Origin of the sequence: Fibrobacter sp. UBA3718, assembly GCF_002371935.1 — a bacterium.
Taxonomy (GTDB): domain Bacteria; phylum Fibrobacterota; class Fibrobacteria; order Fibrobacterales; family Fibrobacteraceae; genus Fibrobacter.
In genome coordinates this window covers 46,254-68,395 of record NZ_DFHR01000022.1, presented here as the reverse complement: position 1 = coordinate 68,395, position 22,142 = coordinate 46,254, and the positions used below count along the sequence as shown (strand labels likewise).

Below are 22,142 nucleotides of genomic sequence, written 5' to 3'. Positions count from 1 at the left end.
CGAATCCGGGAAACGGTGCGACATGAATGTTGCTTCCGCGGATGATTGGTGGATGCTTAATCTGGAGATTCTGGAATGTAAAGTGCTGTGTGCAGAATACGACACGCTTCAGGTAACCGTCACTTCGGATATCGAATTTGACGAGTCCGCTCCGGATTCGGGGTGCGTCCCTGCGTTCGATGCGGTCAACTTTGCGGGCTCCTTTATCCTTAAGGGCGACGAGGTGCACACGATATCCAATATCTGCATGGAAAATACGGCGATGGCCGATTCCTACGGCATGTTCAATGTGGCTGAACATGAGCTGGTCGTGCGAAACTTGAGGTTCAGGAATATCCGTGCGGATGCCAAGGGCGCAAAGTATTTTGGCTTGCTTGCCGGCCGCGTCGATGGAAACCTGCGTCTCGAAAACGTGCTGTTCGAGAATGTCCGGGTGAATGTCGATTCCGCGTCGTCGTTTGCGGGAGGCCTTGTCGGTATCGTTTCGCCGCCCGAAGAGGGACCCGAGAGGGGTAAGGCGGTCCTTTCCAATGTCGTGGTTCGTGATTTTGTTGTGAACAGCAGCTCGAAGAAGGCGGTGGGCGGTCTCCTCGGCTATGTGCAGGATTCGCTTACGGTGATGCTCTCGAGCATTTCGCTTTCGATGGAGCAGGGGCGCATTGACGGTGAGGTGGATGCCAATACGGCCCTGTTCGGTGGCGTTGTCGGCATGGCGAACAACATGACCCAGTTTGTCATGGATACGCTTAATGTGGATATTTCTATCGCCGGGGATTTCGATGCGAATACGGAAGCCGTGAATATAGGAGGCGTCGCGGGGAAGATTGCGTCCGGCGGATTCCTTGCCGCGGATGCGGTAGTGAACGGACGCATCAAGGCGTCTTCTTCGACACTGTTCGATACGGACCATTTCTTTGCAACCGTATTTTATGTGGGCGGCCTTGTCGGGCAATGGAAGGCTGTCAATTCCGATACCTTCTGGGTAAACGGCGGCTCGGTCAATGTGGATATAGGCACCGATAGCCTGCTTGTTCCGTTCCTGGACGTGGGCGGTATCCTGGGCAATGCCTTTGTTGACGACGAGAAGGCGCGCCCGCTGGTATCGGTTATGAATGTCGGGTATGACGGAAAAATGGACTTCGGATTTGCGAACCACGTGCAGCGCATCTATGCGGGCGGATTCGTAGGCGACATCCACAGCGAATCGGGATACTTCTCTGCCGTTATCGAAAATGTCAAATCCGCTCCGGAAATGCGCGGTTTCACCTTCAGCGGTGCGGCGGGAAGCCTCGTCGGCCGCATGGATGCCCTGGCGGTCGGAATCAGGAATGTGCAGGCGTCGGGAAAAATCGGGATGCAGATGCATAACCAGCTTTATGATGCCCGGTCCCCCTTGTACTTGGGAGGTCTGGTCGGTTTTTCCGAGAATGCGAAACTGGCCGTGAGGTCTTCGTCGTATTCCGGGAGCCTGCAACTTGCGGTGCAGAGGTCGTCTATCGATACGGTGACGGCGTGGAAGGCGGGAGGTCTCGTGGGGTTTGCTTCCAAGGGATTCCTGCTGGTGGATTCCTCTTTCTTCGCGGGTAGGGTGATGGCGACGAATGTTCCCGGGCGTCTTTCTTTAGGCGGCCTGCTCGGGGAGACGGATACTGCGGATTCCCTCGTTATTGAGCGCTCGTATGCGGTCGGCAAGCGCGATACGTTGATGGATGTCCGCTTCCAGCCGGCTGATACGGGATCTTTTGCCATCGGGGGCCTGGTTGGAAATGTTGGCAGGGTTCCTTCTGTCAAGATTCGGGAGGTGTTCGCTAGAGGAGCCATGGTGCTTCGCGATACGCTGCTCACGACGGGGCAGGAATACATGAACCTGGCGGGTATTCTCGGCCGTGACGACAGCACGGTGAAGAATGCGGATTTCCTGATGCAGGACGCCTATTATCGTGGCGGTTTCGACCTGGATGGTTTCAAGTGCCAGCGCCAGCCCTTGATTTTCGGCGTGACGGCTGCGGCAAACAAGCGTGCCTATGTCAACGCGGTCTATGCGGTCGATTTTACGGGGCGTGCGCGGGAAGCGTCACAGGTAAAGCAGAAACTGATCGAGGTGGTTGCTACGGAGCCTTCGGATGAGTTTATCCTGCAATATCGCGGAGAGAAGGTCCTGGTCGTAATGGATTCTGCTATTTTCAGGGATGTGCTGAATGGGGCCGAAGAACGTGAAGCCCCTGCTTGGGATTGGGACGAAAACAAGAACGATGGCCTTCCGTGGCTTGTGTCGCTCCCGAAGTTTGATGCGTATGACGGTGGCGTCGACACAGTTGAAGTGGTTCCCGAAGAAACCGATGCGCTTGATACATTGATCCAGGTTGTGCGCTGCGAATCCATCGAGGTCTACGCATCGGGCAATATTGCGAAGGTCGATATCCGCATCCGCAACGAGACTCCGTCGCCTGTCGTGATGAAGCTTTCGCTTGTCAATGGGGCGGATTCCGCCGTTGTCGATACGCTTGTCGTGAGGACTCCGGAAGATTCCCTCGACATTTTCGTCTTCCGGGATATTCCGAAGGGGAACTACAGGGCGGTTGTCACGCTCGATACGAACACCTTCGAGACGACGGAATGGAATGTTGCGGGCGGCGTAACCCTGATGGCGAATTCCTGGACGATGGTGGCGCTCGGTTCTGTCGAGAAGGACTCCGTGAAGGGTGTGGCCGGCCTGACGGCCTACCGTTGGGACGAGCGCGCGAAGGTCTGCGATTACTGGCAGTATGTGCCGTATGCGCTGGATGATGCCGTGGAGGCGGTCGATGGCTTCTGGGCCTATTCGAAGTCGGAACTCGAGCTTCCGATGAAGGCTCCGGATTCCGTTGCAGATTCTCTGCGTTGGAAGTTGGAACATGAATTCTACGGCTGGAACATGGTCGCGAACCCTTATCCGTGGGCGCTTTCGACCGGCGATGCTTCCGATTTTGAGAATGCGGAGGGCGCGGAAAGCCCCCTGTGGGTGTGGAATGCGGATAAGCGTGACTATGACCCTGTTTCCGTGTTGCCTCCGTTTGGCGCGTTCTGGGTCCATAGCGATAGCGAAAGCGTCCGGGCCGTTTCTACCGAACCGGCATTTGGGAAGGATCCCGTGGCGACTTACGGACATGTCGAGCATGTGGCGGTTGTCTCGCTCGAAAAATCGCTCCGGAAGGCGGCTCGCGGTTCGTGGAGCGTGCGCTTGACGCTGAAGGGCGAGGACGGCAGCGAGGATGCCTGGAATGTTGTCGGGGTCGGTAGCCGTAGCGTGGATGTCGCCGAGCCGCCGGCAGGGATGGCGCCGGGGGTTAACCTTTCTATTTCGGGTGGGAATGACAGCACGCGTGCACTTGCGAAGAGTGTTCGGGCTGCATCGGCCATGCCTGCCGGCGGGAGCGTCTCTTGGACGCTCGCGGTTTCGTCGGCGAAACCGCAATCGGCGTTGCTCGGCGTGGAAGGCCTGGCAGAACTTGAAGCGATGGGCTATAGCGCGGTACTTGTTGTTGATGGCATGGAGCGCGTGTGCGCAGCGGGCCATCCGGTGAAGCTGGAACTTTCTTCCAGGGTGGCTAAAGCCGAATTCCGTGTTGTCCCGAAGTCGGCGTTGCCCGCCGTTGCCGCAAGCTCTATCGGGAAAATCCGCTTCGTGCGGTCTGCTGGTAGTCTGGACGTCGCTTTCGAAGCTCCGGGAACACTTGCCGGGTCTAGGTCCGAGGTTCGCCTACTCGACTTGCAGGGCCGTATGCTGTCGCGTGCGTTTGGCAAGGTGCAGCCGGGCATGAACAGCCTCTCCCTTTCCGTTTTCGGTCGTGGCGGCGTGTTCGTGCTGATGGTCAAGGCCGGAAGCGAAACCCGCTCCATGAGGATTCGTTTGTGACGTTCTATATCGGTTGTCATCTTTCTAGTGCAGCAGGCTTCAAGGCGATGGGCGAGGAAGCCCTCTCCATAGGGGCCAACGTATTCCAGTTCTTTACCCGCAACCCGCGCGGCGGTGCCGCGAAGCCTTTCGATAAGCAAGACGCGGCGGCGCTTGAGGACCTGATGCGCGAAAACAAGTTCGGGCCCGCGCTTGCGCATGCACCCTACACGCTGAACCCGTGTGCGGCGGACCCGGGGTTGCGCGACTATGCCCGCGACGTGATGAAGGACGACCTGTGGCGCATGGACCACTTTCCGGGAGCGATGTACAACTTCCACCCCGGGAGCCACGTGAAGCAGGGGGTCGAAAGGGGTATCGTGCTGATTGCAGAACACCTGAACGCGATTCTGCGACCGGACCTGAAGACGCTCGTGCTCTTGGAAACCATGGCGGGGAAGGGGAGCGAGGTCGGCCGTACCTTCGAGGAACTGCGCGCGATTATCGACCGTGTGGAACTTTCGGACAAGATCGGGGTCTGCCTGGATACCTGCCATGTGCATGACGGCGGCTACGACATCGTGAACCGCCTGGACTGGGTGCTGGAACAGTTCGACAAGGTCATCGGTTTAAAACGCCTGCATGCGATACACTTGAACGACAGCAAGAATCCGTTGGCGAGCCACAAGGACCGTCATGAGGTTATCGGCGCGGGCTTTATCGGGCTCGAGGCGCTTGTGCGCGTGGTGAGCCATCCGGCGCTCCGCGACCTGCCGTTCTACCTCGAAACCCCGAACGAACTCCCCGGTTATGCCGCCGAAATCGACCTTATGCGAAAAAAACGCAAAAATTTATGATTTTTTCCGCAAAATCCCCTTGACAAAGGACGTTGTTTATCTATATTTGGGGGCGTCTAACAGACGATGCTTCATAGCTCAGTTGGTAGAGCCCGCGACTGTTAATCGCGTTGTCCTTGGTTCGAGTCCAAGTGAAGCAGCTTAGAACCCCGTTCGAAAGAGCGGGGTTCTTTGTTTTTGCGACAAGGGAGGGCTTGTTGCTTATTTTGTATATTTCATCCTATGATTAAGAACCTGCTTATCGCTATCCTCGCTGCCGCGGCTTTTACGTTCGCGGCTGACCCCGTCACTGTTGAAGCCCGCCTGACCGAAATCCCGGGCAAGATGCCTAGCAACGACCTCTACAGCTACGTGTACGTGTTCAAGTACAAGGTGCTGAAGGTGGTCTCCGGCAAGCTCGACGCGAAGGAAATCCTGGTGGGCGTGTACAACCCGCTTATCGCCCGCGGCAAGGTCAAGGACAAGATGGCTGACAAGAGCAAGGGCAACGTGGGCGAGTTCAAGGCGAAGGCCAAGCACACGCTCAAGATTGTGCCACTCGAAGGCAACTGGGATGGCGCAGTGGAAGACGAGTATTTTGACGACGAATCCCCGCGCTATCTCGCGATTGAAGTGAACGAGTAGGCTGTGGTCTTCTCTTCCCAGATTTTCCTGTTCTACTTTTTGCCGACTTTTTTGGTCGGCTACTTTGTGCTGTTCCGTGCCGGGGTCAAGCATTCCGGCCTGAACTTCTTCATCACGATTTTCAGTTACATTTTTTACGGCTGGCTCGAACCGTGGCTCGTATTCCTGATGTTCGGCTCGACGCTCGTTGTTTACGTGAGCGGGCGGTTCATCTCTGCGCCTGGCGCTAGCAAGCGGCAACGCAATTTGGCGCTCCTTGCGGCGATTGTCGTGAACCTCGGTGCGCTCGGGTTCTTCAAGTACTATATGTTCGGCATGGGCGTCATCAATGATGTGGTGGCAAAGCTTGGCTGCGAGCCGTTCTCGGTGATGACGGTGCTTTTGCCGGTGGGCATTTCGTTCTATACGTTCCAGTCCATGAGCTACGCGATTGACGTGTGGCGTGGCACGGCCCCTCCGGTCAAGGACTTCGTGACGTTTGCCTGTTACGTGGCGCTGTTTCCGCAGCTCGTGGCGGGCCCGATTGTGCGTTACAATACGGTCGCAGAAGAACTTGCGACACGCACGCATACGCTCGAGAACTTCGTTCGCGGCATCATGTTCTTCAGTTTCGGCTTTGCGGAGAAGATTTTCCTTGCGAATCAGGTGGGCATCATCGCCGACCGCGTGTTTGCGGCAGACGCTCCGGGCGTACTCAATACGTGGTGGGGTAGCCTTGCCTACATGTTCCAGATTTACTTCGACTTCTCGGCGTACAGCAACATGGCGATTGGCCTTGGCCTGATGCTCGGGTTCCATTTCCCGCGCAACTTCAACGGCCCGTACCGCTCGGGGAGCATTACCGAATTCTGGAAACGCTGGCACATTTCGCTCACGAGTTGGTTCCGCGACTACCTCTACATCGCCCTCGGCGGAAACCGCGTGGGCAAGAAGCGCCTGTATTTTAATTTGTTCATGGTCATGTTCTTGAGCGGCGTGTGGCACGGCGCGAACTGGACGTTCGTTTGCTGGGGCCTGTACCATGCCTTCTTCATGATCGTGGAACGTGCGAACAACAAGAACGCGCTTTACTACAAGGCGCCCCGCGTGGTGCAGATTCTTATAACGCAGGTGCTCGTGCTGTTCGGCTGGGTGCTGTTCCGTGCCGATAGCATTGGCGAGGCGTGGCGCATGTGGAAGGCGATGCTCGGGCTTATGCCGGTGAGTGCTGCCGACGCCATCCTTACGGCCGAAATCTTCACGCCCACGTGCATCGTGTTCATGGCGGTGGCAGCCCTGCTTTCGTTCTGGAAGTTCCGCAGTTTCGACTGGTGCAACGAGGTGAAACCCTGGAAGGCCGCGGTCGCGCTCGGGCTCTTTGTGCTCGCGACACTTGCGCTCTTTACTCAGAGCTACAACCCGTTCCTTTATTTCCAGTTCTAGCGGGCGGGGAAGGGCCACGCGGCCTTTTTTTTTACTATCTTACCGAATATGAGTGAAAACCCGCAGAATGTAGAAGAGGCCGAGGAAGTCGAAGAAGAACTTCCGAAAGTGGAAAGCAGCGAGGACCTTGCCCGCATTATACAGGCTATCGTGTTCGCTTCGCCCGACATTGTGACGCTCAAGAAGTTGCGCGAGATTCTGGGCGACTTTCTGGATGCCCGTACCGTGTCGGATGCGCTCATTGCTGCGAACGATTCGCTGAACAAGATTAATTCCCCGTTCGAGATTGTGGAGCAGGCGGGCGGCTACCGTTTCCGCACGCGTGCGAAGTACTACCCGTGGGTGCGCAAGCTGTTCCCCGAGGCGAATGCGCGCCGCCTGAGCCAGGCCGCACTCGAGACCCTCGCGGTGATTGCCTACCAGCAGCCCATCACGAAGGCCGCCATCGAGCAGGTGCGCGGTGTGTCTTCTGTGGATGGCCCAATCAGGAACTTGCTCGACAAGGGCTTTATTGCGCTGGGTGCCCGCGCCGAGACGGTCGGCAACCCCTACACCTACGTGACGACGCAGGAATTCATGAAGTATTTCGGCATCAACCGCATTCCCGAGGACCTGCCGCGCCTGCGCGAGTTCAGCGAACTCCTGGAAGCGGGCACGCTCGTGCCGCAGTACGCGAAGCAGGAATCCGAACCTACGGAACCTGTGCCTCCGGAAGATAACCCGGAACAGATTGAACTTTCGATGGGAGACCTGTAATGGCTGTCACCCCGTTGATGCAGCAGTATTACGAGATCAAGAAACAGAACCCTGGCTGCATTTTATTTTTCCGCATGGGCGACTTCTTCGAACTGTTCGAGGACGACGCCGTGGTGGCATCGAAAATTCTTGGACTCACGCTCACGAGCCGCAACAACGGCGCCTCGGGTGCGACTCCCTTGTGCGGGTTCCCGCACCATGCCGCAGACCGTTACGTGCCGAAGATGGTGGCGGCGGGTTACCGCATCGCGATTTGCGAGCAGGTGGAAGACCCGAAGCTCGCGAAGGGTATCGTGAAGCGCGATATCGTGGAGATTATCAGTGCCGGCACCGCGATGGACGAGTCGAACCTGAATGCGAAGGAGGCGAACTACCTGTTTGCCTACGTGCCCGCGGGTAACGATGCCGCGTTTGCCGTCGCCGACGTGACGACGGGCTACCTCGCCGTGTGCAGGAGTAGCGTGCAGGCTTTCGAGTGCGAGTTCAGCCGCCGCATGCCCAAGGAAATCGTGGTGCCCGAGGGGGCGGTGATTCCCTCCAGCATCATGGACATGGTCAAGGCGGACAACGTGCTGGTGACGCAGATTCCCGAGTTCATGTTCGGGGAGGAGCAGAGCCGCGACGTTCTGTTTAGCCACTTCAAGGTGGAATCGCTGGTGGGCCTCGGGCTCGATGGCCGCGAATGCGAGACGGAAGTCGCGGGTGCCCTGATGGCCTACCTGATGGACCAGAAGAAGTCCGAACTTTCGCACTTTACGACGCTCGAGATCTTGAATCTCGACGACTACATGACGCTTGACCCGAGTACGCTCAGGAATCTGGAACTTACGCGCCCGCTGAATGCGGACGACTACTCGAGCACGCTCTGTTCGGTGCTGGACCACACGGTGACCGCGATGGGCGGGCGCACGCTCAAGGACTGGGTGAGTCACCCGCTGATTTCTGTCCCGCGCATCCAGGAACGCGAGGAGGCTGTCGCCGAACTGGTACAGAACCCGGTGGCGCTTGACGAACTGAAGGAATCGCTCACGAGCATCCTCGACATGGAACGCCTGATGGGGCGCGTGGGGAGTGGGCGTGCCAACGCGCGCGACCTCGCGGGCATGGGCCGTTCGCTTTCGCAGGCATCGAAGGTGGCCGACGTGCTCGAGGGCCTGCGCTCCTCCATATTCGAAGGGCTCCGCAGCACGCTGGAAAATGCGCGCGGGCGTGGCGAGGAACTGTTGGCGCAGTTCAATGAGGACTTGCCGCTTACGGTGCGCGAGGGCGGTATGATACGCCCTGGCGCGAATGCCGAACTCGACGCAATGAACGCCGACATCAAGGAAAAGCGCGAATGGATTGCCTCGCTGGAAGGCCGCGAGCGTGAACGCCTCGGAATCCCGAGCCTGAAGGTCGGTTACAACCGCGTGTTCGGCTACTATATTGAGATTACCAAGGCGCAGATGGCGAAGGCGACTAGCCCGATTCCTGAGGAATACATCCGCAAGCAGACGACGGTGAACGGCGAGCGCTACATTACGCCCGAGATGAAGGAATGCGAATCCATCATCAGCAACGCCGAAGTGAATATTCACGACCTGGAATACCGCATCTTCTGTAGTTTGCGCGACCGCGTGAACGGCTGGCGTGGCGAACTCCAGGAGATTGCCGACGCGGTGGCGAAGGTCGATACGCTCTACAGTTTCGCGCGGGCGGCCCGCAAGTACAACTACGCGTGCCCCGAGGTTTTCGAGGGCTCGGGCATCGAGATCCGCGGCGGTTTCCATCCGGTGATTGTCGCCGTGAACCCGGACCTGGACTTTATCCCGAACGACGTTTCTCTTTCACCCGATGGCACGCGCCTGATGCTCATCACGGGCCCGAACATGGCGGGTAAGTCGACTTACCTGCGCCAGACCGGGCTCATTGTTCTGATGGCGCAAATCGGAAGCTTCGTGCCTGCGGAATCTGCCCGCATTGGGGTAGTGGACCGCATATTCACCCGCGTGGGGGCGAGTGACCGCCTGAGTCGCGGGCTCAGTACCTTCATGGTCGAGATGATAGAGACCGCAAATATATTGCGGAACGCGACTCCGCACAGCCTTGTGCTGCTCGATGAAATCGGGCGCGGCACGAGCACCTTCGACGGGCTTTCCATCGCCTGGGCGATTGTGGAAACCCTCCACGACGAGCCCGCACGGCAGGCGCTGACCCTCTTTGCGACGCACTACCACGAACTCACCGGGCTCGTGGAAAGCCTCGAACATGCGGGCAACTTCCAGGTGGCCGTGCAGGAGAAGGGCGACAAGCTGGTGTTCCTCCACAAGATTCTCGCGGGCGCCTGCGACTCGAGCTACGGCATCCATGTGGCCGAGATGGCGGGCCTCCCGAACAACGTTGTCCGCAGGGCGAGGAAGATTCTTCTCCGGCTTGAGAAGGAAAAGATTGACCCGAGTGACGGCGCCGTGAAGAAGAAGCAGAAGGAACACCCGCAGCTGGACATGTTTGCACCGCCCGACGAGAACACTCAGCTGTTGAAGGACGAAATCCGCAGGCTCAAGCCCGAGGAAATGACCCCGATGCAGGCGCTCCAGCGCTTGATGGAACTGAAGGAAGCGTACGGCGCCTGACTATGATAGACTTTGCTGCCATAATGGAACATGCCTTCGCGAACCGTCCGTACCTTTCGGACGTTCACGGCATAGAGCATTGGCACCAGGTGGAGGCCAACGGGCTCCTGCTTGCTGGCCGTGTTGCCGGCGTGGATGTCGAAGTCGTTCGCCTCTTTGCCATATTCCACGACAGCAAGCGCTTTGACGATGGTCACGACCCTGAGCACGGCGCACGCGGTGCCGAATTCGCGAAGGAATGCCGCGAGGCTAAGCTCTTCGAGATTGACGACGAGCGCTTCGACAAGCTTTACCATGCCTGCAAGTTCCACACGCACGAACCGAAAAACGGAGACCCGACCATAGACTGCTGCTACGATGCCGACAGGCTCGACCTGGGCAGGGTAGGGATTCCGCTCGATCCCGAAAAGATGGCGACAGGTTTCGGGAGCAGGATTGCGAAACAGTCCCGGAAAGAAAGCGTGTCGGTATTTACCATGCGCCAGTGGCTGAAGAATCTGGAATTGAAATAGGTTTCGGATGGTGTTTTGAAATGGAAAATCAAGAAAGAAAAGACAACAATTACTTGTTCGATTCCGGGAATCTCTCGGAAGGGGCGCTTGCCAAGAAGCACCGCCTTGAAAACGATCCGAGTTCCCGTACTAATATAATGGATTATCTGCCCGGCATGGAAGTCATCCAGTCGGACATTGCCGACAAGGTTCTCTCCGAGTCCGAAAATTTCGATTATTCCAAATACACCGGCAAGGACGTAAAGCGCGCCCTGGAGCACGAACGCTGCACGCTTGAGGACTTCAAGGCGCTCCTTTCTCCGGCGGCCGCCCCGTATCTCGAGCAGATGGCTGCGAAGGCGAAAATCGAGACGAGCAAGCACTTCGGCAACAACGTCTATTTCTTCACTCCACTCTACATCGCGAACTACTGCGAAAACTACTGCGTCTATTGCGGGTTCAACTGCTACAACCATATCAAGCGCATGCAGCTCACCATGGAGCAGATCGAGCACGAGATGAAGGTCATCGCCGACAGCGGCATGGAAGAAATCCTGATCCTCACGGGCGAGAGCCGCGCCAAAAGCAGCGTGGAATACATCGGCGAGGCCTGCAAGCTCGCACGCAAGTATTTCCGCATGGTGGGCGTGGAAGTCTACCCGGTCAACGTCGACGAATACCGCTACTTGCACGAATGCGGCGTGGACTATGTGACGGTTTTCCAGGAAACTTACGACAAGGTGCGTTTCGAACAACTTCACCTGCTTGGCCACAAGCGCGTATTCCCGTACCGCTTCGACTCGCAGGAACGCGCCCTGATGGCGGGCATGCGTGGGGTGGCCTTCTCCGCGCTCCTCGGCCTTTCGGACTTCCGCCGCGACGCACTCGCGTCGGCACTGCACGTGTATTACCTGCAAAAGAAGTACCCGCATGCCGAGATGAGCTTAAGCTGCCCGAGACTGCGCCCCATCATCAACAACGACAAAATCGACCCGCTGGACGTTCGCGAGAAGGAACTTTGCCAGGTGCTTTGCGCCTACCGCATCTTCTTGCCGTACGTGGGCATTACGGTTTCGAGCCGCGAAAGCAAGGAATTTAGGAACGGCATCGTGAAAATCTGTGCGACGAAAGTTTCCGCCGGCGTTTCTACGGGCATCGGCGACCACGAAAGCAAGTACAGCGGTCACGACGACGGGGAAGGCGGCGACGAACAGTTCGAAATCAACGACTCCCGCAGTTTCAACGATATGTACGGCGACATCTCGGGCGAAGGTTTGCAGCCCGTCTTGAACGATTATCTTTACGTGTAGCGGCTAGTAACTGAAATTCGCGCAGCCTATGTCTCCATAGGTCGAGAAGCAGACACCGTGGTCGGAGAGAAGAGCTCCGCCTTTTGGGTTTGTTTTTGATTCGCGCATTTTCATTGAAGCAGGAAGCAAGGCGACCTCTACGGAGCGACTTGTCGGCTCCATCCCTGTCCACTGGAAACTCACTGTCACACGATAATTAGTGTTGTTTCCGCCCTGGTGTTGTATTGCATCCAGACCAGCCTCTTTTCCGTGATTCAACAGCTTGCTGATGAACAAAGGTTCTTTGGGATAGGACCGATATTGATCTTTACCATTAACGTCTTTATACTTGTACGTGATATATGTATCACCACCTTTTTTTAAGTCTTTGCCACTATTTCGTGCATCGAGAATATCTGCGACGCCATAAAAACCAGCCTCATTCAGAGCTTCATACCATATTCCACTGTTTCCGACCAGTTTGCTGAATTCTGAGCCTTTGTTGATGCTGGTGTGGGCACTCTGTATATTGTTGGGATGGTTTGGATGCATTTCAATAACGAACAAGTCTACACCGGTTGAACTAGCCAATTTAGTACTCAACTTGCTGCGATTCTGGGAAGCAAAATCACCTTTGAACAAAGCTTCTTCATCTTCAATCAGTGCCCTGTTCAGCGCGTCCCTCAGATAGAACAGTTTCAACAAATCAATTTTTTCTTTTGATCTTTCGACCAGCCCGAATATACTCGGTACGGCCACTGCAGCAAGTATCCCCATGACAACGGTCACCACCATGACTTCGATCAGGGTAAAGCCCCTGCGACCCTTATTTTGCGCTTGCATGTGCATCGTGCTACATCCCTTGCAAATAATGAATCATTTACATTAAGAAAATAACTTTTTCGGAGCCCTGTAAACAAAATTTTTTTGATTTTTGGGCGAAATTTAAGCAAAATCACAATATAAGGCCTGTTTTTGCTATTTTTAGGAGCATGAAGACCCTCGATACGACCCTTTACTTCATTACCGACAGCACGAGCGTTCCCGAAGAGCGTTTTTTGCCAGTTGTTGAGGCCGCCTGCAAGGGCGGGGCGACCATCGTCCAGTTGCGAGAAAAGGACAAGTCTACCCGCGAGTATATGGACTTGGCGGTGGCAACGCACGAGATTACGGCCCGATACGGGATTCCGCTGATTATCGATGACCGCGTTGATGTGGCCCTCGCTATTGGTGCCGAGGGAGTTCATGTGGGGCAGAGCGATATGCCTGTAGGTATCGCCCGGAAAATCATGGGGCCGGACAAGATCATAGGGGCGACGACAAAGACTATCCCGCAGGCGCTCGAGGCTTATGAGCAGGGTGCAGATTACCTGGGCTGCGGTGCGATTTACCCGACCACGACGCATGTGAAAACGGTGATTACTCCTGTCGAAACTCTCAAAGAAATCGTGAAGGCTGTCCCGGTTCCTGTGAACGCGATTGGTGGTCTCAACAAGGATAACATCTTTGTTCTCAAGGGTTCCGGCATTGCTGGCATCTGTGTCGTTTCCGCAATCATGAAGGCTGCCGACCCGGAACTTGCGACCCGAGAACTTAAACAGGCCTTTTTGGACCTGAACGCATAACTTGGGCTGTATTACTGGCCGCTGCCGCGAAGCCGTTGTCCGATCCTGAGCGGCGATTCTGGCGAGATGTTGTTGATGCGGCACAACGCCTTTACCGAGATGTTGAACCATGCGGCGATGCTTTCGAGGGTGTCGCCCTTCTTGACAACGTATTCTTCTTTCTTCAGGCGCCACTGCATCTTGCGGTGTGCGGTGATGACATCGCTCTTGGAAATATGGCTTGCGTCTTCTGTCAGGGACCAGTGTGGAAAGTCGATGACGGTTTCGGGGTCGATGTTGTAGTTCCCGTACCTGATTTCGAAATGGAGGTGCGCTCCGGAAGAGCGTCCGGAGTTGCCTCCCAATCCGACGATGTCGCCGGGAAGCAGCTTGTCGCCGACCTTGACTTCGCGCTTGGAGAGGTGCCCGTAGAGGGTCTGGATGTCGTTGTCGTGCTGGACCAGTACGTAGTGGCCGTAGCCGCCGGGGTTGTACTTGGACATGATGACCACGCCGGGCAGTGCGGCGACGATAGGCTCGTCGCGGATAATCTTGACATCGACACCCCGGTGCAGACGGTGGTTGCGGATTCCATAGGGGGAGCCGAGTCTCGCCTCGTGTGTGACGGGAATGAGCATGTTCGAAAAGTCGAGGTAGTCGCGGTCGACGGCGACGGCTGCTACCTTGTTCGTAGTTGAAGCGCTGCTTTCCTGGACTGCGCTCGTATCGGCGGTTTCGGCCGCGTGGGCCGCCGCGATGCAGAGAAATGCCAGGATAAAGAGTCTCATTCCCATGAACCTTTTACTTGAGGAATGCGAAAAATACGGCGCCGATGATGAGCGCGAAAGCGACGATGTGGTTCCAGTGCAAAGCTTCGTTGTTGAAGACTGTTGTCGCGATGACGGTGAATACCGTAAGCGAAATGGCCTCCTGGATGACCTTCAGCTGCATCAGGTTGAAGGGACCTCCGTTAATCTTGCTGCCGATGTTGTTCGCGGGAATCATGAAGAAGTATTCGATGAGGGCGATACCCCACGAGGCAAGAATCACGAGGATAAGCGGCCAGTCGGTGCTGATGTGCATTTCCTTGAGCTTGAGGTTCCCGTACCAGGCGGCTGTCATGAAGACGTTGCTGATGATGAGGAGGATGACTGTGAGAATTCCTGCTTTCATAATAATTGAGATCTAGTGGGATGAAGTTCTAAGGCGATAAGGCTTTCCGGTGCTCATCTGGTAGGCGAGACGGGCGCGGACTTGTTCCAGGTATTGGATGTACTTTTCGCTTTGGTAGTCGCGGTATGTCCAGTCGAAGGCGTGGAAATGTCCGTCCTGAAAGTATAGCGTGGGTTCCACGAAAATGCCTCGCTGCATGTAGACGCGCTGGCGCTGGTCCTTGGTCGTTGCAAGGAAAAACTGGCCGAGGGTCATGTAGCCCGGGTCGAGGTTTACGGGTCTTAGCCCTGGCGTTCCGTTTTGCCTTGCGATTTCGAGTTCCACCTCGTTTGACCAAAGCTTGATGTCGACGATGGTCTCGCGTTCCACGAGGGGCTCATAGCTGAAGAAGGCACGGACGGGCGAGGATCCGATTTCGTCGACATAGTAGTTGGTAAACGTGAAGGGGAACGGTTCGAGGTTCAGGTCCTCGGTGCCGAAGCGCTTAACCAGGGTTTCCCGGACGGATTCGACGGCGGAGGTGTCCCTTGCGAGGATACCTACGACAATCTTGACCTTGGCTGGAGTCCTGAGTTCGCCCATAAATTACAATTTAGTAAAAGGCGAAAACCGCGGCTTTTAGTATTTTTGAGATATGCGCTTTTGTTTGTTGACCGTGTTTGCCCTTATGTCTGTCGCCCTTGCCGAGACGCCGCGCGAGGTGCCCGCAATACTTGATTCCGTGCCGCACGAATCGACGCACTTTACGCAGGGAATTTTCTTTGACGGAAAGGAAATTATCGAAACGACAGGGCAATATGGACAATCCGGACTTTATCGTCGGACTCTCGACGGTAAAATTCTCGATTCGGCCCGGATTGCGGACCGCTATTTCGGGGAGGGCTCGATTGCTGTAGGCGAAGACATCTTCTACCTCACCTGGAAAGCGAAGAAGGCGTTCATCTATAACCGCAAGCCGTTCCGTGCGAAGGGCGAGTTCCGCATCCCGACGGAAGGCTGGGGACTCACGTATTGGCGAAACGCGCTCCTCATGAGCAACGGTTCCGAAGAGCTTCTGCAAATTGCGCTCGGGAGTTTCAACGTGGTGGGCGTCATCCGCGTAACCGACGAAGGGCGTCCCGTGAAAAATCTAAACGAACTTGAAATTGCCGGGAATACTTTGTACGCAAATGTCTGGCAGACGGGGTTGATTGCAGTAATCGACTTGCCGAGCGGGAGGGTCAAAAAATACCTTGACCTTACGCAGAAGTGGAAAGAAATCTACCGGAACCACCGCAACATTGACGTGTTGAACGGGATTGCCTTCGACGGTAAGTTCCTTTGGGTGACGGGCAAATACTGGCCGCAGATTTATAAAATCCAGCCGTAGGCGAGATTTACCTTGGCGCTGTCGCCGGGGCAGAACCAAAGAGAATGGAATTGCTGTAGCTGAGGCCGATCGAGAGGCGTGGCTTCTTGGGGTTGAAGTCGAGGATGCCGTAGCGTGCATCCAGGGATATCCTGTGTGCCCCTAGCCTGAAACTCACGTAGCTGCCGACGCCGACTTCTACGTTGCCGAAGTCGAGCTGGTCGTCGATCCAGCCGAGGTTGAGCCAGAAGTTACGGCAGATGTATTGCTCGAAGCCGATACGGATAAAGTCGCCGATGGGAATTTGCTCGATGACCGAGAATCCGCCGCTAAAAAGTTCCATCCATGCGTCAAGAAGGGAATTGATTGCTACATAGTCGTAGTCGTCATATTCGTCGTCGTAGTAGCTGTAGGAGTCGCTGTCGCCATCGTCGTCGCAAGCTCCAGTTTCGCAGACCAGCGCGACGGTAATTCCGAGCCAGATGGCCGAGACCCAAGTGCGCCAGGCGAAATACTTGTTGCCTTGGCCAAACATGAAGTAGGGAGAGGGGAGGAGACCCCAGCCTGTCACGAAACCGTTGGCGTAGCCCTTGGTCGTTTCGAGGCCGAGCGGGATTTCCCATTCGTTGCCTTGCATGCTGAAGTTGATTTTTTCGAGGCGCGCGGTGTAGACCCTGTTGTTTTCGCCTTCGCGTGATAGTTCAAGCGATTCCATGAATCCAGACGCTGAAGGCGGGTGCATGGTGCATCCGCTGAGCGCGATAAGGAATGCGAGGACTGTCAGATAGAAGAATCTCATGCCTTAAATATACTGCGAGCCTGAACAAAACGGATAATGCAGTGCTGAAAAATTGACAAATGGGAATAATGTAGTGATGAAATACACGCAAGGGTATTCCAGGTCGGAATACCCTTGTGTGAAATATGGAGAATTTTTAATGCACGCCGTTGCCGTCGGCCACGTCGCAGGTCACCGGCTTCCCGTTCACCTCGAGAGCGAGAGCGTCGCAGAACACGGCGCCACCCTTCACGGAGAGCGCAATCTTCTCGAAGTCCTTCACCTTCAGTTCGCGCGGTTCGCTGGGTGCTACACCCTTGAAGAGGGCGCGGTCACCGGGCTTGGCGTCTTCGGGCACGGAAACGAGCCTGCAAGTGTGGGCCTCGTTGTCGAGGTCGCCCGCAAAGAGCATTCCCTGGCTCATGATACCGCGGAGAGCGCTCGGCTTCAGGTTTGCGAACAACAGGATCTTCCTGTCCTTCAGTTCCTCGGCCTTGTAGCTGTTCTTGAGGCCGCTGCAGATGGTGCGGAGCTCGCCTTCGCCGGCGTCTACCTTGAGCACGTAGAGGCTTGTGGCGTCCGGATGGTCGGCCACTTCCTTAATCTGGGCTACGCGCATGTCCATGGCAGCGGGCACGTCGGCGGCCATCAGGGGCTTGTTCTGCTTGGGCTTCGGCTGAGCTTCCTGCTTCTTGACTTCTTCTTCAATACGCGGGAAGAGCGGCTTGCCTTCGCCGAACGTTTCGCCGCCCTTGAGGATACCCCAGGCGAGGTCGTCGGCGCTCTGGAACTTGCAGCCGATCATGGCGAGGCCTTCTTCTGCCTTGGAGGGAATCACCGGCCACAGCAGGCAAAGCGAGAGGCGCACGGCTTCGGCAGACACGTAGAGCACGGTCGCGAGTTCATCTTTGAGAGCAGGGTCCTTCGCGAGCTTCCACGGGGCCTTGACTTCCAGGTAGCGGTTGATGCTACGCACGAGCTGCATAATGGTCTCGATGGACTGGGAGAGGCGGGCCTGCGGCAGGCCTTCCTTGATTTCAGCAATTACCTTGTTCGCAAGGTCGATGACTTCCTTCTCGGCGTCGCCGATGGAGGTCGCTGCGGGGAGCTTGCCTTCGAAGTTGTTGAGCACCAGGCGGTGCACGCGGTTCAGCACGTTACCGAGGTCGTTCGCGAGGTCGCTGTTGATGCGGCGCACGAAGGCATCGTGGGTGAAGTTGGCGTCCTGGCCCACCACCATTTCGCGGGCGAGGAAGTAGCGGAACGCGTCGATGCCGTACTTTTCCATGTAGTCCATCGGGTTCACGACGTTGCCAGCGGACTTGCTCATCTTTTCGCCGCCGTTCACGAGCCACCAGCCGTGGGCGAGGATGTGCTGCGGAAGTGGAATGTCGAGGGCCATGAGCATCGTCGGCCAGTACACGCTATGCGTGGTGAGAATGTCCTTGCCGATGAGGTGGTAAGTGGCAGGCCAAATCGGCGTGCCGTCGGCATAAGTCTTGTGGAAGGCGGTGGAGGCGCTCACGTAGTTCAGGAGGGCGTCGAACCACACGTAGGTCACGTAATCGGTGTCGAATGGCAGCGGAATGCCCCAGCTTAGGCGGGCCTTCGGGCGGCTGATGCACAGGTCGTTCAGCGGCTGGCGCAGGAACCCGCGGATTTCGTTCCAGCGGTAGTCCGGCACGATCCAGTCCTTGTGGCTTTCCAAAAAGTCAATGAGCTTTTGCTGGTAGGAACCCATCTTGAAGAAGTAGTTCTTCTCCTTGAGCCATTCCACCGGGCGGTGGCTGATGGGGTCGCACTTGTTCTCGTCGAGTTCGTCTTCGCCAAAAAAGCGTTCTTCGCCCACGGAGTACCAGCCCTCGTATTCCTTCGAGTAGATTTCGCCCTTGTCCCAGAGCTTCTGGAGGCATTCCTGCACAAAGGCCTTGTGTTCGGGCATCGTGGTGCGGATAAAGAAGTCGTTGCCGATACCCATCTTCTTCCACAGGTCTTCGAAGCGATGGTAGTATTCGTCCACGTGTTCCTGCGGGGTCACTCCGCGCTTTTCGGCGGCGCGCTGAACCTTCTGGCCGTGTTCGTCGGTACCGGTCAAGAAGAAGGTCTGGTAGCCGAGAATCTTGTGGAAGCGGGTAAGGATGTCCGCGAGGACGGTGGTGTAGGAGTGCCCGATATGCGGGGCGTCATTCACGTAATAAATCGGGGTGGTAACGTAAAAATTTTTCATGTGCCCAAAGATAGAAAAATTATATTAAGGGAAAAACAAGAGGTATTTATGTCTTTCATGGATTTGGCCAAGAATCGCTACAGTTGCCGAGCATTTACCGCCCAGGCCGTAGAACCCGAAAAACTTGCCCAGGTGCTCGAGGCGGGCCGCCTGAGCCCGACGGCAATTAACGCTCAGCCTGTAACCGTGAAGGTCATCAAGTCCCCCGAGGCTCTGGAAAAGATTCGCGGCATTACCCGCATGGCCTACAACGCCCCCGTGGTGCTCATGGTTTGCTACGACGAACCCAAGTGCTATACCGCCGAAAAGTACAACGACAACTTCAACAGCGGCGTGATGGATGCAAGCATCGTCACCACCTCCATGATGATGCAGGCCACCGACCTCGGCCTTGCGACGCTCTGGGCCCGCGGATTCAACGCATCGTACATCGAAAGCGCGTTCGAGTTTCCGGACAACTTAAAGCTAGCCTGCCTTCTGGATATCGGTTACGCCGACCCTGAGAACGGTGGTCCTTCGCCCAGGCACCCCGTGCGCAAGAGTATGGAAGAATTTATGAGCGAGGTGTAAACTTTAATTCGGGGAACCTGCCTGAAAAGGCTTTTAAAAAAGAGGTAGTATATGGGATTCAACTTCCGCGGACTTGCTTTCAAGCAATCACTGATGATTCTTGTTGCCGTCACGGTCATTGTCGGCCTGATTTTCGGAATCATGACTTCGAAAATGAGTTCGCAACTAGAAGAGATGACCATTGAGAATGGCGAGCAGATTAGCCTTGCGAACGTGACCTACATCGACAAGCTATTCGATGCCGGAAAGCATGTCGGCGAAGATGCCGCGTCGACTTTGAGCAATAGTCGCATGACAAAAGCCGAACTCGACGAGTTCCTGACGCATACGCTTGCGACTGCCCGCAATCTCGTCCCCCATATTGTGGCGGTTGTGGTTGCGTTCGAACAGGGAATGGGGCCGGAGACTCCCAAGGGCGAATTCATGCGGCTTGCGCGGTTTGTGGACAACGAAACAAAGTTGATTACGGGCGCCAACTACCAGGATAAGGAATGGTATGCAAGCACAAGGGATGCCCACTCTAGCCGCTGGCAGGAACCCTTTATCGGTGAATTTGTGGATGAACCCATTGCGGTCTATACGGTTCCCATATTCCATAAGGATAAGAAGGGAAATGAAGTGCTTGCTGGAGTCCTGGCCGTGGATATGTCCATCGAATTCCTCAAGGAAACGGTGGCGGCGGCCCAGGTTCCCAATTCTGGCTTTGCCATGGTCCTCTCCGAAAAGAATGTCCCGGTTGCATTCCCTAAATACATTGCAGAAGGGAGAGGGAAAAAGGAAATAGCGGTCAAGGAATTTAACAATAAGAACTTGGTGCCGTTCGACAGGCGAGGCAAAAAGGACAAGGGCTTGATTCTTGGTTCTGTTGTCGGTGACGAAGAGGCTGCCATTTACTATACGACGATGAAATCCAACAACTGGACTTTCATGGTTGTCTGGCCTGCGCAGAAATTCCTTGAACAAAGACAATCTTCGGTTAGACTTTTTGTGGTGCTTGCGGCCTGCGGCTATGCGGTCTTGCTGGTTATCATGTTGTTGATTTCGTTCAGGGTCGCGAAGCCGCTCAAGGAACTTTCCGCTGCCGCAAAGAAACTTGGCAATGGCGATTTCGACGTGGCGATTCCGCAGATGAAGGGGCACGACGAGGTGGCGGAGTTCGCCTGGGCTTTCTCGAACATGCTTTCTTCGCTCAAGGATCATGTCGAAAGGCAGAAGGACATGAAGCGCATCGAGCGCGAACTCGACCTGGCCCGCAATATCCAGCTGTCGACGCTTCCGAGAGAAGAATGCGAAGAAAATTCCGATGACGACCGCCACGAACTTTCGCAGTTCCTGCTTCCGGCGAAGGAAGTGGGCGGCGACTTTTATGATTTCTTCAAGATAGATAACGATCACTTGTGCGTCATGGTGGGCGATGTCTCGGGCAAGGGTGTCCCGGCCGCGCTGTTCATGATGATTTCCCGAATTATCCTGCGGACGATGACCAAGAACATGAAATCCGTCGTGAATGCGTTTAACAGCACGAACTTCGCGCTTGCGAAACGCAACAGGCTGAACATGTTCGTGACCGTGTGGGCCGGAATCATCGACTTGCGCACCGGCCATGTGGAATTCGCCTCGGCTGGCCATAACCCGCCTGCGGTCCGTCATAGCGATGGCACTGTCGAATTTGTAAATAGCAAGTCGGGACTTGTTCTGGCGGCAATGGAGGATACGCTTTACCAGTCGCAGTCTTTTGATCTCAAGACTGGCGATTCGCTGTTCCTTTTTACCGACGGCGTAACAGAAGCGACTAATTCCCGGGATGAACTTTTTGGCGACAAGAGGTTGCTTGAGACGCTTGAAAGGGGCGGTGATTTGAAACCTGCTGAAACATGCGCCTTTGTCAAGAAGAGTATTGACGATTTTGTGCAGGACGCCCCGCAGTTCGACGATATTACCATGTTGACCGTGAAGTTTATTGGCAATGACGAACCGGTGTGGGAACGTTACGAAAAGACCGTAGATGTCGCGAAGGACAATCAGGGCGCTCTCAAATCATTTGTTGAAAATATCCTCACTCCGATGGATGGTGCCAAGAAAATGCAGATGCAGGATGCTTGGCAACGTTATGAAAAAATCGTGGACGTCATTCCTGAAAACCAGGACATTCTTACTGCCTTTGTCGAGGGGATTCTGGCGCCGATGGAGGCGTCGATGAAGTCCCAGATGCAAATCAATATTGCAATCGATGAAATCTACAGCAATATCGTCAAGTTCTCCGGAGCCACAAGCGTGACGCTGATTGTCGAAATCCGCAAGGCGACACTCGATGCGCGGTTGACCTTTATCGATAACGGGGCTGCTTTCGACCCGCTCAAGCAGGCAGACCCGGACGTGACGTCTTCTGCCGAAGAACGCGAAATCGGTGGCCTTGGAATATTTATTGTCAAGAAGACGATGGATAGCGTCAGTTACCGCAGAAACGGCGACCAGAACGAACTTGCAATTACAAAGAGGCTCAGCTAAGAATAACGG

Annotated in this window: 18 protein-coding genes and 1 tRNA gene; 13 read left to right on the top strand and 6 right to left on the bottom strand. The window is 55.7% G+C overall.

What is annotated here, in order from left to right; all coding sequences use genetic code 11:
* Positions 1 to 22 precede the first annotated feature (22 nt).
* The 9 genes from B4A77_RS08550 to thiH all read left to right on the top strand — a co-directional run bounded on the left by B4A77_RS08550 (position 23) and on the right by thiH (position 11,946).
* Complete coding sequence (locus tag B4A77_RS08550; protein WP_290739965.1) at positions 23 to 3,895, top strand: hypothetical protein; 3,873 nt, start codon at positions 23 to 25, stop codon at positions 3,893 to 3,895.
* Positions 3,892 to 4,731: a deoxyribonuclease IV gene (locus B4A77_RS08545; protein WP_290739962.1), complete on the top strand. Its 840-nt coding sequence runs from the start codon at positions 3,892 to 3,894 to the stop codon at positions 4,729 to 4,731. Before B4A77_RS08550 ends, B4A77_RS08545 begins: the two co-directional genes overlap by 4 nt.
* A gap of 67 nt (positions 4,732 to 4,798) precedes the next feature.
* Positions 4,799 to 4,871, top strand: a tRNA-Asn gene (locus B4A77_RS08540).
* An 82-nt stretch (positions 4,872 to 4,953) separates the two neighbouring features.
* Positions 4,954 to 5,355 carry a hypothetical protein gene (locus tag B4A77_RS08535; RefSeq protein ID WP_290733826.1) on the top strand — a complete coding sequence of 134 codons (402 nt, stop codon included), beginning with the start codon at positions 4,954 to 4,956 and terminating at the stop codon, positions 5,353 to 5,355.
* A 3-nt stretch (positions 5,356 to 5,358) separates the two neighbouring features.
* Entirely contained in the window at positions 5,359 to 6,777 is a 1,419-nt protein-coding gene (locus B4A77_RS08530; RefSeq protein ID WP_290739959.1) for an MBOAT family O-acyltransferase, read from the top strand.
* A 48-nt stretch (positions 6,778 to 6,825) separates the two neighbouring features.
* Complete coding sequence (gene scpB / locus B4A77_RS08525) at positions 6,826 to 7,533, top strand: SMC-Scp complex subunit ScpB (protein WP_073113677.1); 708 nt, start codon at positions 6,826 to 6,828, stop codon at positions 7,531 to 7,533.
* Positions 7,533 to 10,145 carry a DNA mismatch repair protein MutS gene (gene mutS, locus B4A77_RS08520; protein ID WP_290739956.1) on the top strand — a complete coding sequence of 871 codons (2,613 nt, stop codon included), beginning with the start codon at positions 7,533 to 7,535 and terminating at the stop codon, positions 10,143 to 10,145. Before scpB ends, mutS begins: the two co-directional genes overlap by 1 nt.
* Positions 10,146 to 10,147: 2 nt before the next feature.
* On the top strand, positions 10,148 to 10,657 hold the full coding sequence (locus B4A77_RS08515; protein ID WP_290739953.1) for a hypothetical protein: 510 nt from the start codon (positions 10,148 to 10,150) through the stop codon (positions 10,655 to 10,657).
* A gap of 20 nt (positions 10,658 to 10,677) precedes the next feature.
* The gene (thiH, locus tag B4A77_RS08510; RefSeq protein WP_290739950.1) at positions 10,678 to 11,946 is read left to right on the top strand and encodes a 2-iminoacetate synthase ThiH; all 1,269 of its coding nucleotides are present in this window, start codon (positions 10,678 to 10,680) and stop codon (positions 11,944 to 11,946) included.
* Positions 11,947 to 11,949: 3 nt separating this feature from the next.
* Here the strand turns inward: thiH and B4A77_RS08505 are convergent, their stop codons facing one another.
* Positions 11,950 to 12,774 carry a type II secretion system protein gene (locus tag B4A77_RS08505; protein WP_290731571.1) on the bottom strand — a complete coding sequence of 275 codons (825 nt, stop codon included), beginning with the start codon at positions 12,772 to 12,774 and terminating at the stop codon, positions 11,950 to 11,952.
* 143 nt (positions 12,775 to 12,917) lie between these two features.
* Between B4A77_RS08505 and thiE the strand changes: the two genes are divergently transcribed.
* A complete protein-coding gene (gene thiE / locus B4A77_RS08500) occupies positions 12,918 to 13,550 on the top strand; it encodes a thiamine phosphate synthase (protein WP_290723765.1) in 633 nt (210 codons plus the stop codon).
* 11 nt (positions 13,551 to 13,561) lie between these two features.
* Here thiE and B4A77_RS08495 read toward each other — a convergent pair whose 3' ends face one another.
* From B4A77_RS08495 to B4A77_RS08485, 3 genes are read right to left on the bottom strand one after another with little or no spacing between them, the layout of a single operon-like run.
* Positions 13,562 to 14,317, bottom strand: coding sequence for a M23 family metallopeptidase (locus B4A77_RS08495; protein WP_290731575.1), 756 nt, complete (start codon positions 14,315 to 14,317; stop codon positions 13,562 to 13,564).
* 13 nt (positions 14,318 to 14,330) lie between these two features.
* Positions 14,331 to 14,702 (bottom strand): DMT family protein, encoded by a 372-nt coding sequence (locus B4A77_RS08490; protein WP_173366236.1) that lies wholly within the window; start codon positions 14,700 to 14,702, stop codon positions 14,331 to 14,333.
* A gap of 12 nt (positions 14,703 to 14,714) precedes the next feature.
* Entirely contained in the window at positions 14,715 to 15,284 is a 570-nt protein-coding gene (locus tag B4A77_RS08485) for a DUF4416 family protein (protein WP_290739945.1), read from the bottom strand.
* 52 nt (positions 15,285 to 15,336) lie between these two features.
* On the opposite strand from B4A77_RS08485, the gene B4A77_RS08480 reads away from it, so the two are divergent.
* A complete protein-coding gene (locus B4A77_RS08480; protein ID WP_290739942.1) occupies positions 15,337 to 16,071 on the top strand; it encodes a glutaminyl-peptide cyclotransferase in 735 nt (244 codons plus the stop codon).
* 7 nt (positions 16,072 to 16,078) lie between these two features.
* Here the strand turns inward: B4A77_RS08480 and B4A77_RS08475 are convergent, their stop codons facing one another.
* Together B4A77_RS08475 and metG are read right to left on the bottom strand one after the other, a co-directional pair.
* Positions 16,079 to 16,849 carry a hypothetical protein gene (locus B4A77_RS08475; RefSeq protein WP_173366233.1) on the bottom strand — a complete coding sequence of 257 codons (771 nt, stop codon included), beginning with the start codon at positions 16,847 to 16,849 and terminating at the stop codon, positions 16,079 to 16,081.
* Positions 16,850 to 16,985: 136 nt separating this feature from the next.
* Positions 16,986 to 19,055: a methionine--tRNA ligase gene (metG, locus tag B4A77_RS08470; protein ID WP_290739939.1), complete on the bottom strand. Its 2,070-nt coding sequence runs from the start codon at positions 19,053 to 19,055 to the stop codon at positions 16,986 to 16,988.
* 48 nt (positions 19,056 to 19,103) lie between these two features.
* Between metG and B4A77_RS08465 the strand changes: the two genes are divergently transcribed.
* Both B4A77_RS08465 and B4A77_RS08460 read left to right on the top strand, forming a co-directional pair.
* Positions 19,104 to 19,625, top strand: coding sequence for a nitroreductase family protein (locus B4A77_RS08465; protein WP_173382421.1), 522 nt, complete (start codon positions 19,104 to 19,106; stop codon positions 19,623 to 19,625).
* A 51-nt stretch (positions 19,626 to 19,676) separates the two neighbouring features.
* Positions 19,677 to 22,133 carry a SpoIIE family protein phosphatase gene (locus B4A77_RS08460; RefSeq protein ID WP_290739936.1) on the top strand — a complete coding sequence of 819 codons (2,457 nt, stop codon included), beginning with the start codon at positions 19,677 to 19,679 and terminating at the stop codon, positions 22,131 to 22,133.
* Positions 22,134 to 22,142: the final 9 nt, after the last annotated feature.

Bases quoted from the DNA above. Each gene is read 5' to 3' on its own strand.
- B4A77_RS08550 (WP_290739965.1), top strand. From the start codon at position 23: ATGAATGTTGCTTCCGCGGATGATTGGTGGATGCTTAATCTGGAGATT.
- B4A77_RS08535 (WP_290733826.1), top strand. From the start codon at position 4,954: ATGATTAAGAACCTGCTTATCGCTATCCTCGCTGCCGCGGCTTTTACG.
- scpB (WP_073113677.1), top strand. From the start codon at position 6,826: ATGAGTGAAAACCCGCAGAATGTAGAAGAGGCCGAGGAAGTCGAAGAA.
- mutS (WP_290739956.1), top strand. From the start codon at position 7,533: ATGGCTGTCACCCCGTTGATGCAGCAGTATTACGAGATCAAGAAACAG.
- B4A77_RS08515 (WP_290739953.1), top strand. From the start codon at position 10,148: ATGATAGACTTTGCTGCCATAATGGAACATGCCTTCGCGAACCGTCCG.
- thiH (WP_290739950.1), top strand. From the start codon at position 10,678: ATGGAAAATCAAGAAAGAAAAGACAACAATTACTTGTTCGATTCCGGG.
- B4A77_RS08505 (WP_290731571.1), bottom strand. From the start codon at position 12,774: ATGCACATGCAAGCGCAAAATAAGGGTCGCAGGGGCTTTACCCTGATC.
- thiE (WP_290723765.1), top strand. From the start codon at position 12,918: ATGAAGACCCTCGATACGACCCTTTACTTCATTACCGACAGCACGAGC.
- B4A77_RS08495 (WP_290731575.1), bottom strand. From the start codon at position 14,317: ATGAGACTCTTTATCCTGGCATTTCTCTGCATCGCGGCGGCCCACGCG.
- B4A77_RS08490 (WP_173366236.1), bottom strand. From the start codon at position 14,702: ATGAAAGCAGGAATTCTCACAGTCATCCTCCTCATCATCAGCAACGTC.
- B4A77_RS08485 (WP_290739945.1), bottom strand. From the start codon at position 15,284: ATGGGCGAACTCAGGACTCCAGCCAAGGTCAAGATTGTCGTAGGTATC.
- B4A77_RS08480 (WP_290739942.1), top strand. From the start codon at position 15,337: ATGCGCTTTTGTTTGTTGACCGTGTTTGCCCTTATGTCTGTCGCCCTT.
- B4A77_RS08475 (WP_173366233.1), bottom strand. From the start codon at position 16,849: ATGAGATTCTTCTATCTGACAGTCCTCGCATTCCTTATCGCGCTCAGC.
- metG (WP_290739939.1), bottom strand. From the start codon at position 19,055: ATGAAAAATTTTTACGTTACCACCCCGATTTATTACGTGAATGACGCC.
- B4A77_RS08465 (WP_173382421.1), top strand. From the start codon at position 19,104: ATGTCTTTCATGGATTTGGCCAAGAATCGCTACAGTTGCCGAGCATTT.
- B4A77_RS08460 (WP_290739936.1), top strand. From the start codon at position 19,677: ATGGGATTCAACTTCCGCGGACTTGCTTTCAAGCAATCACTGATGATT.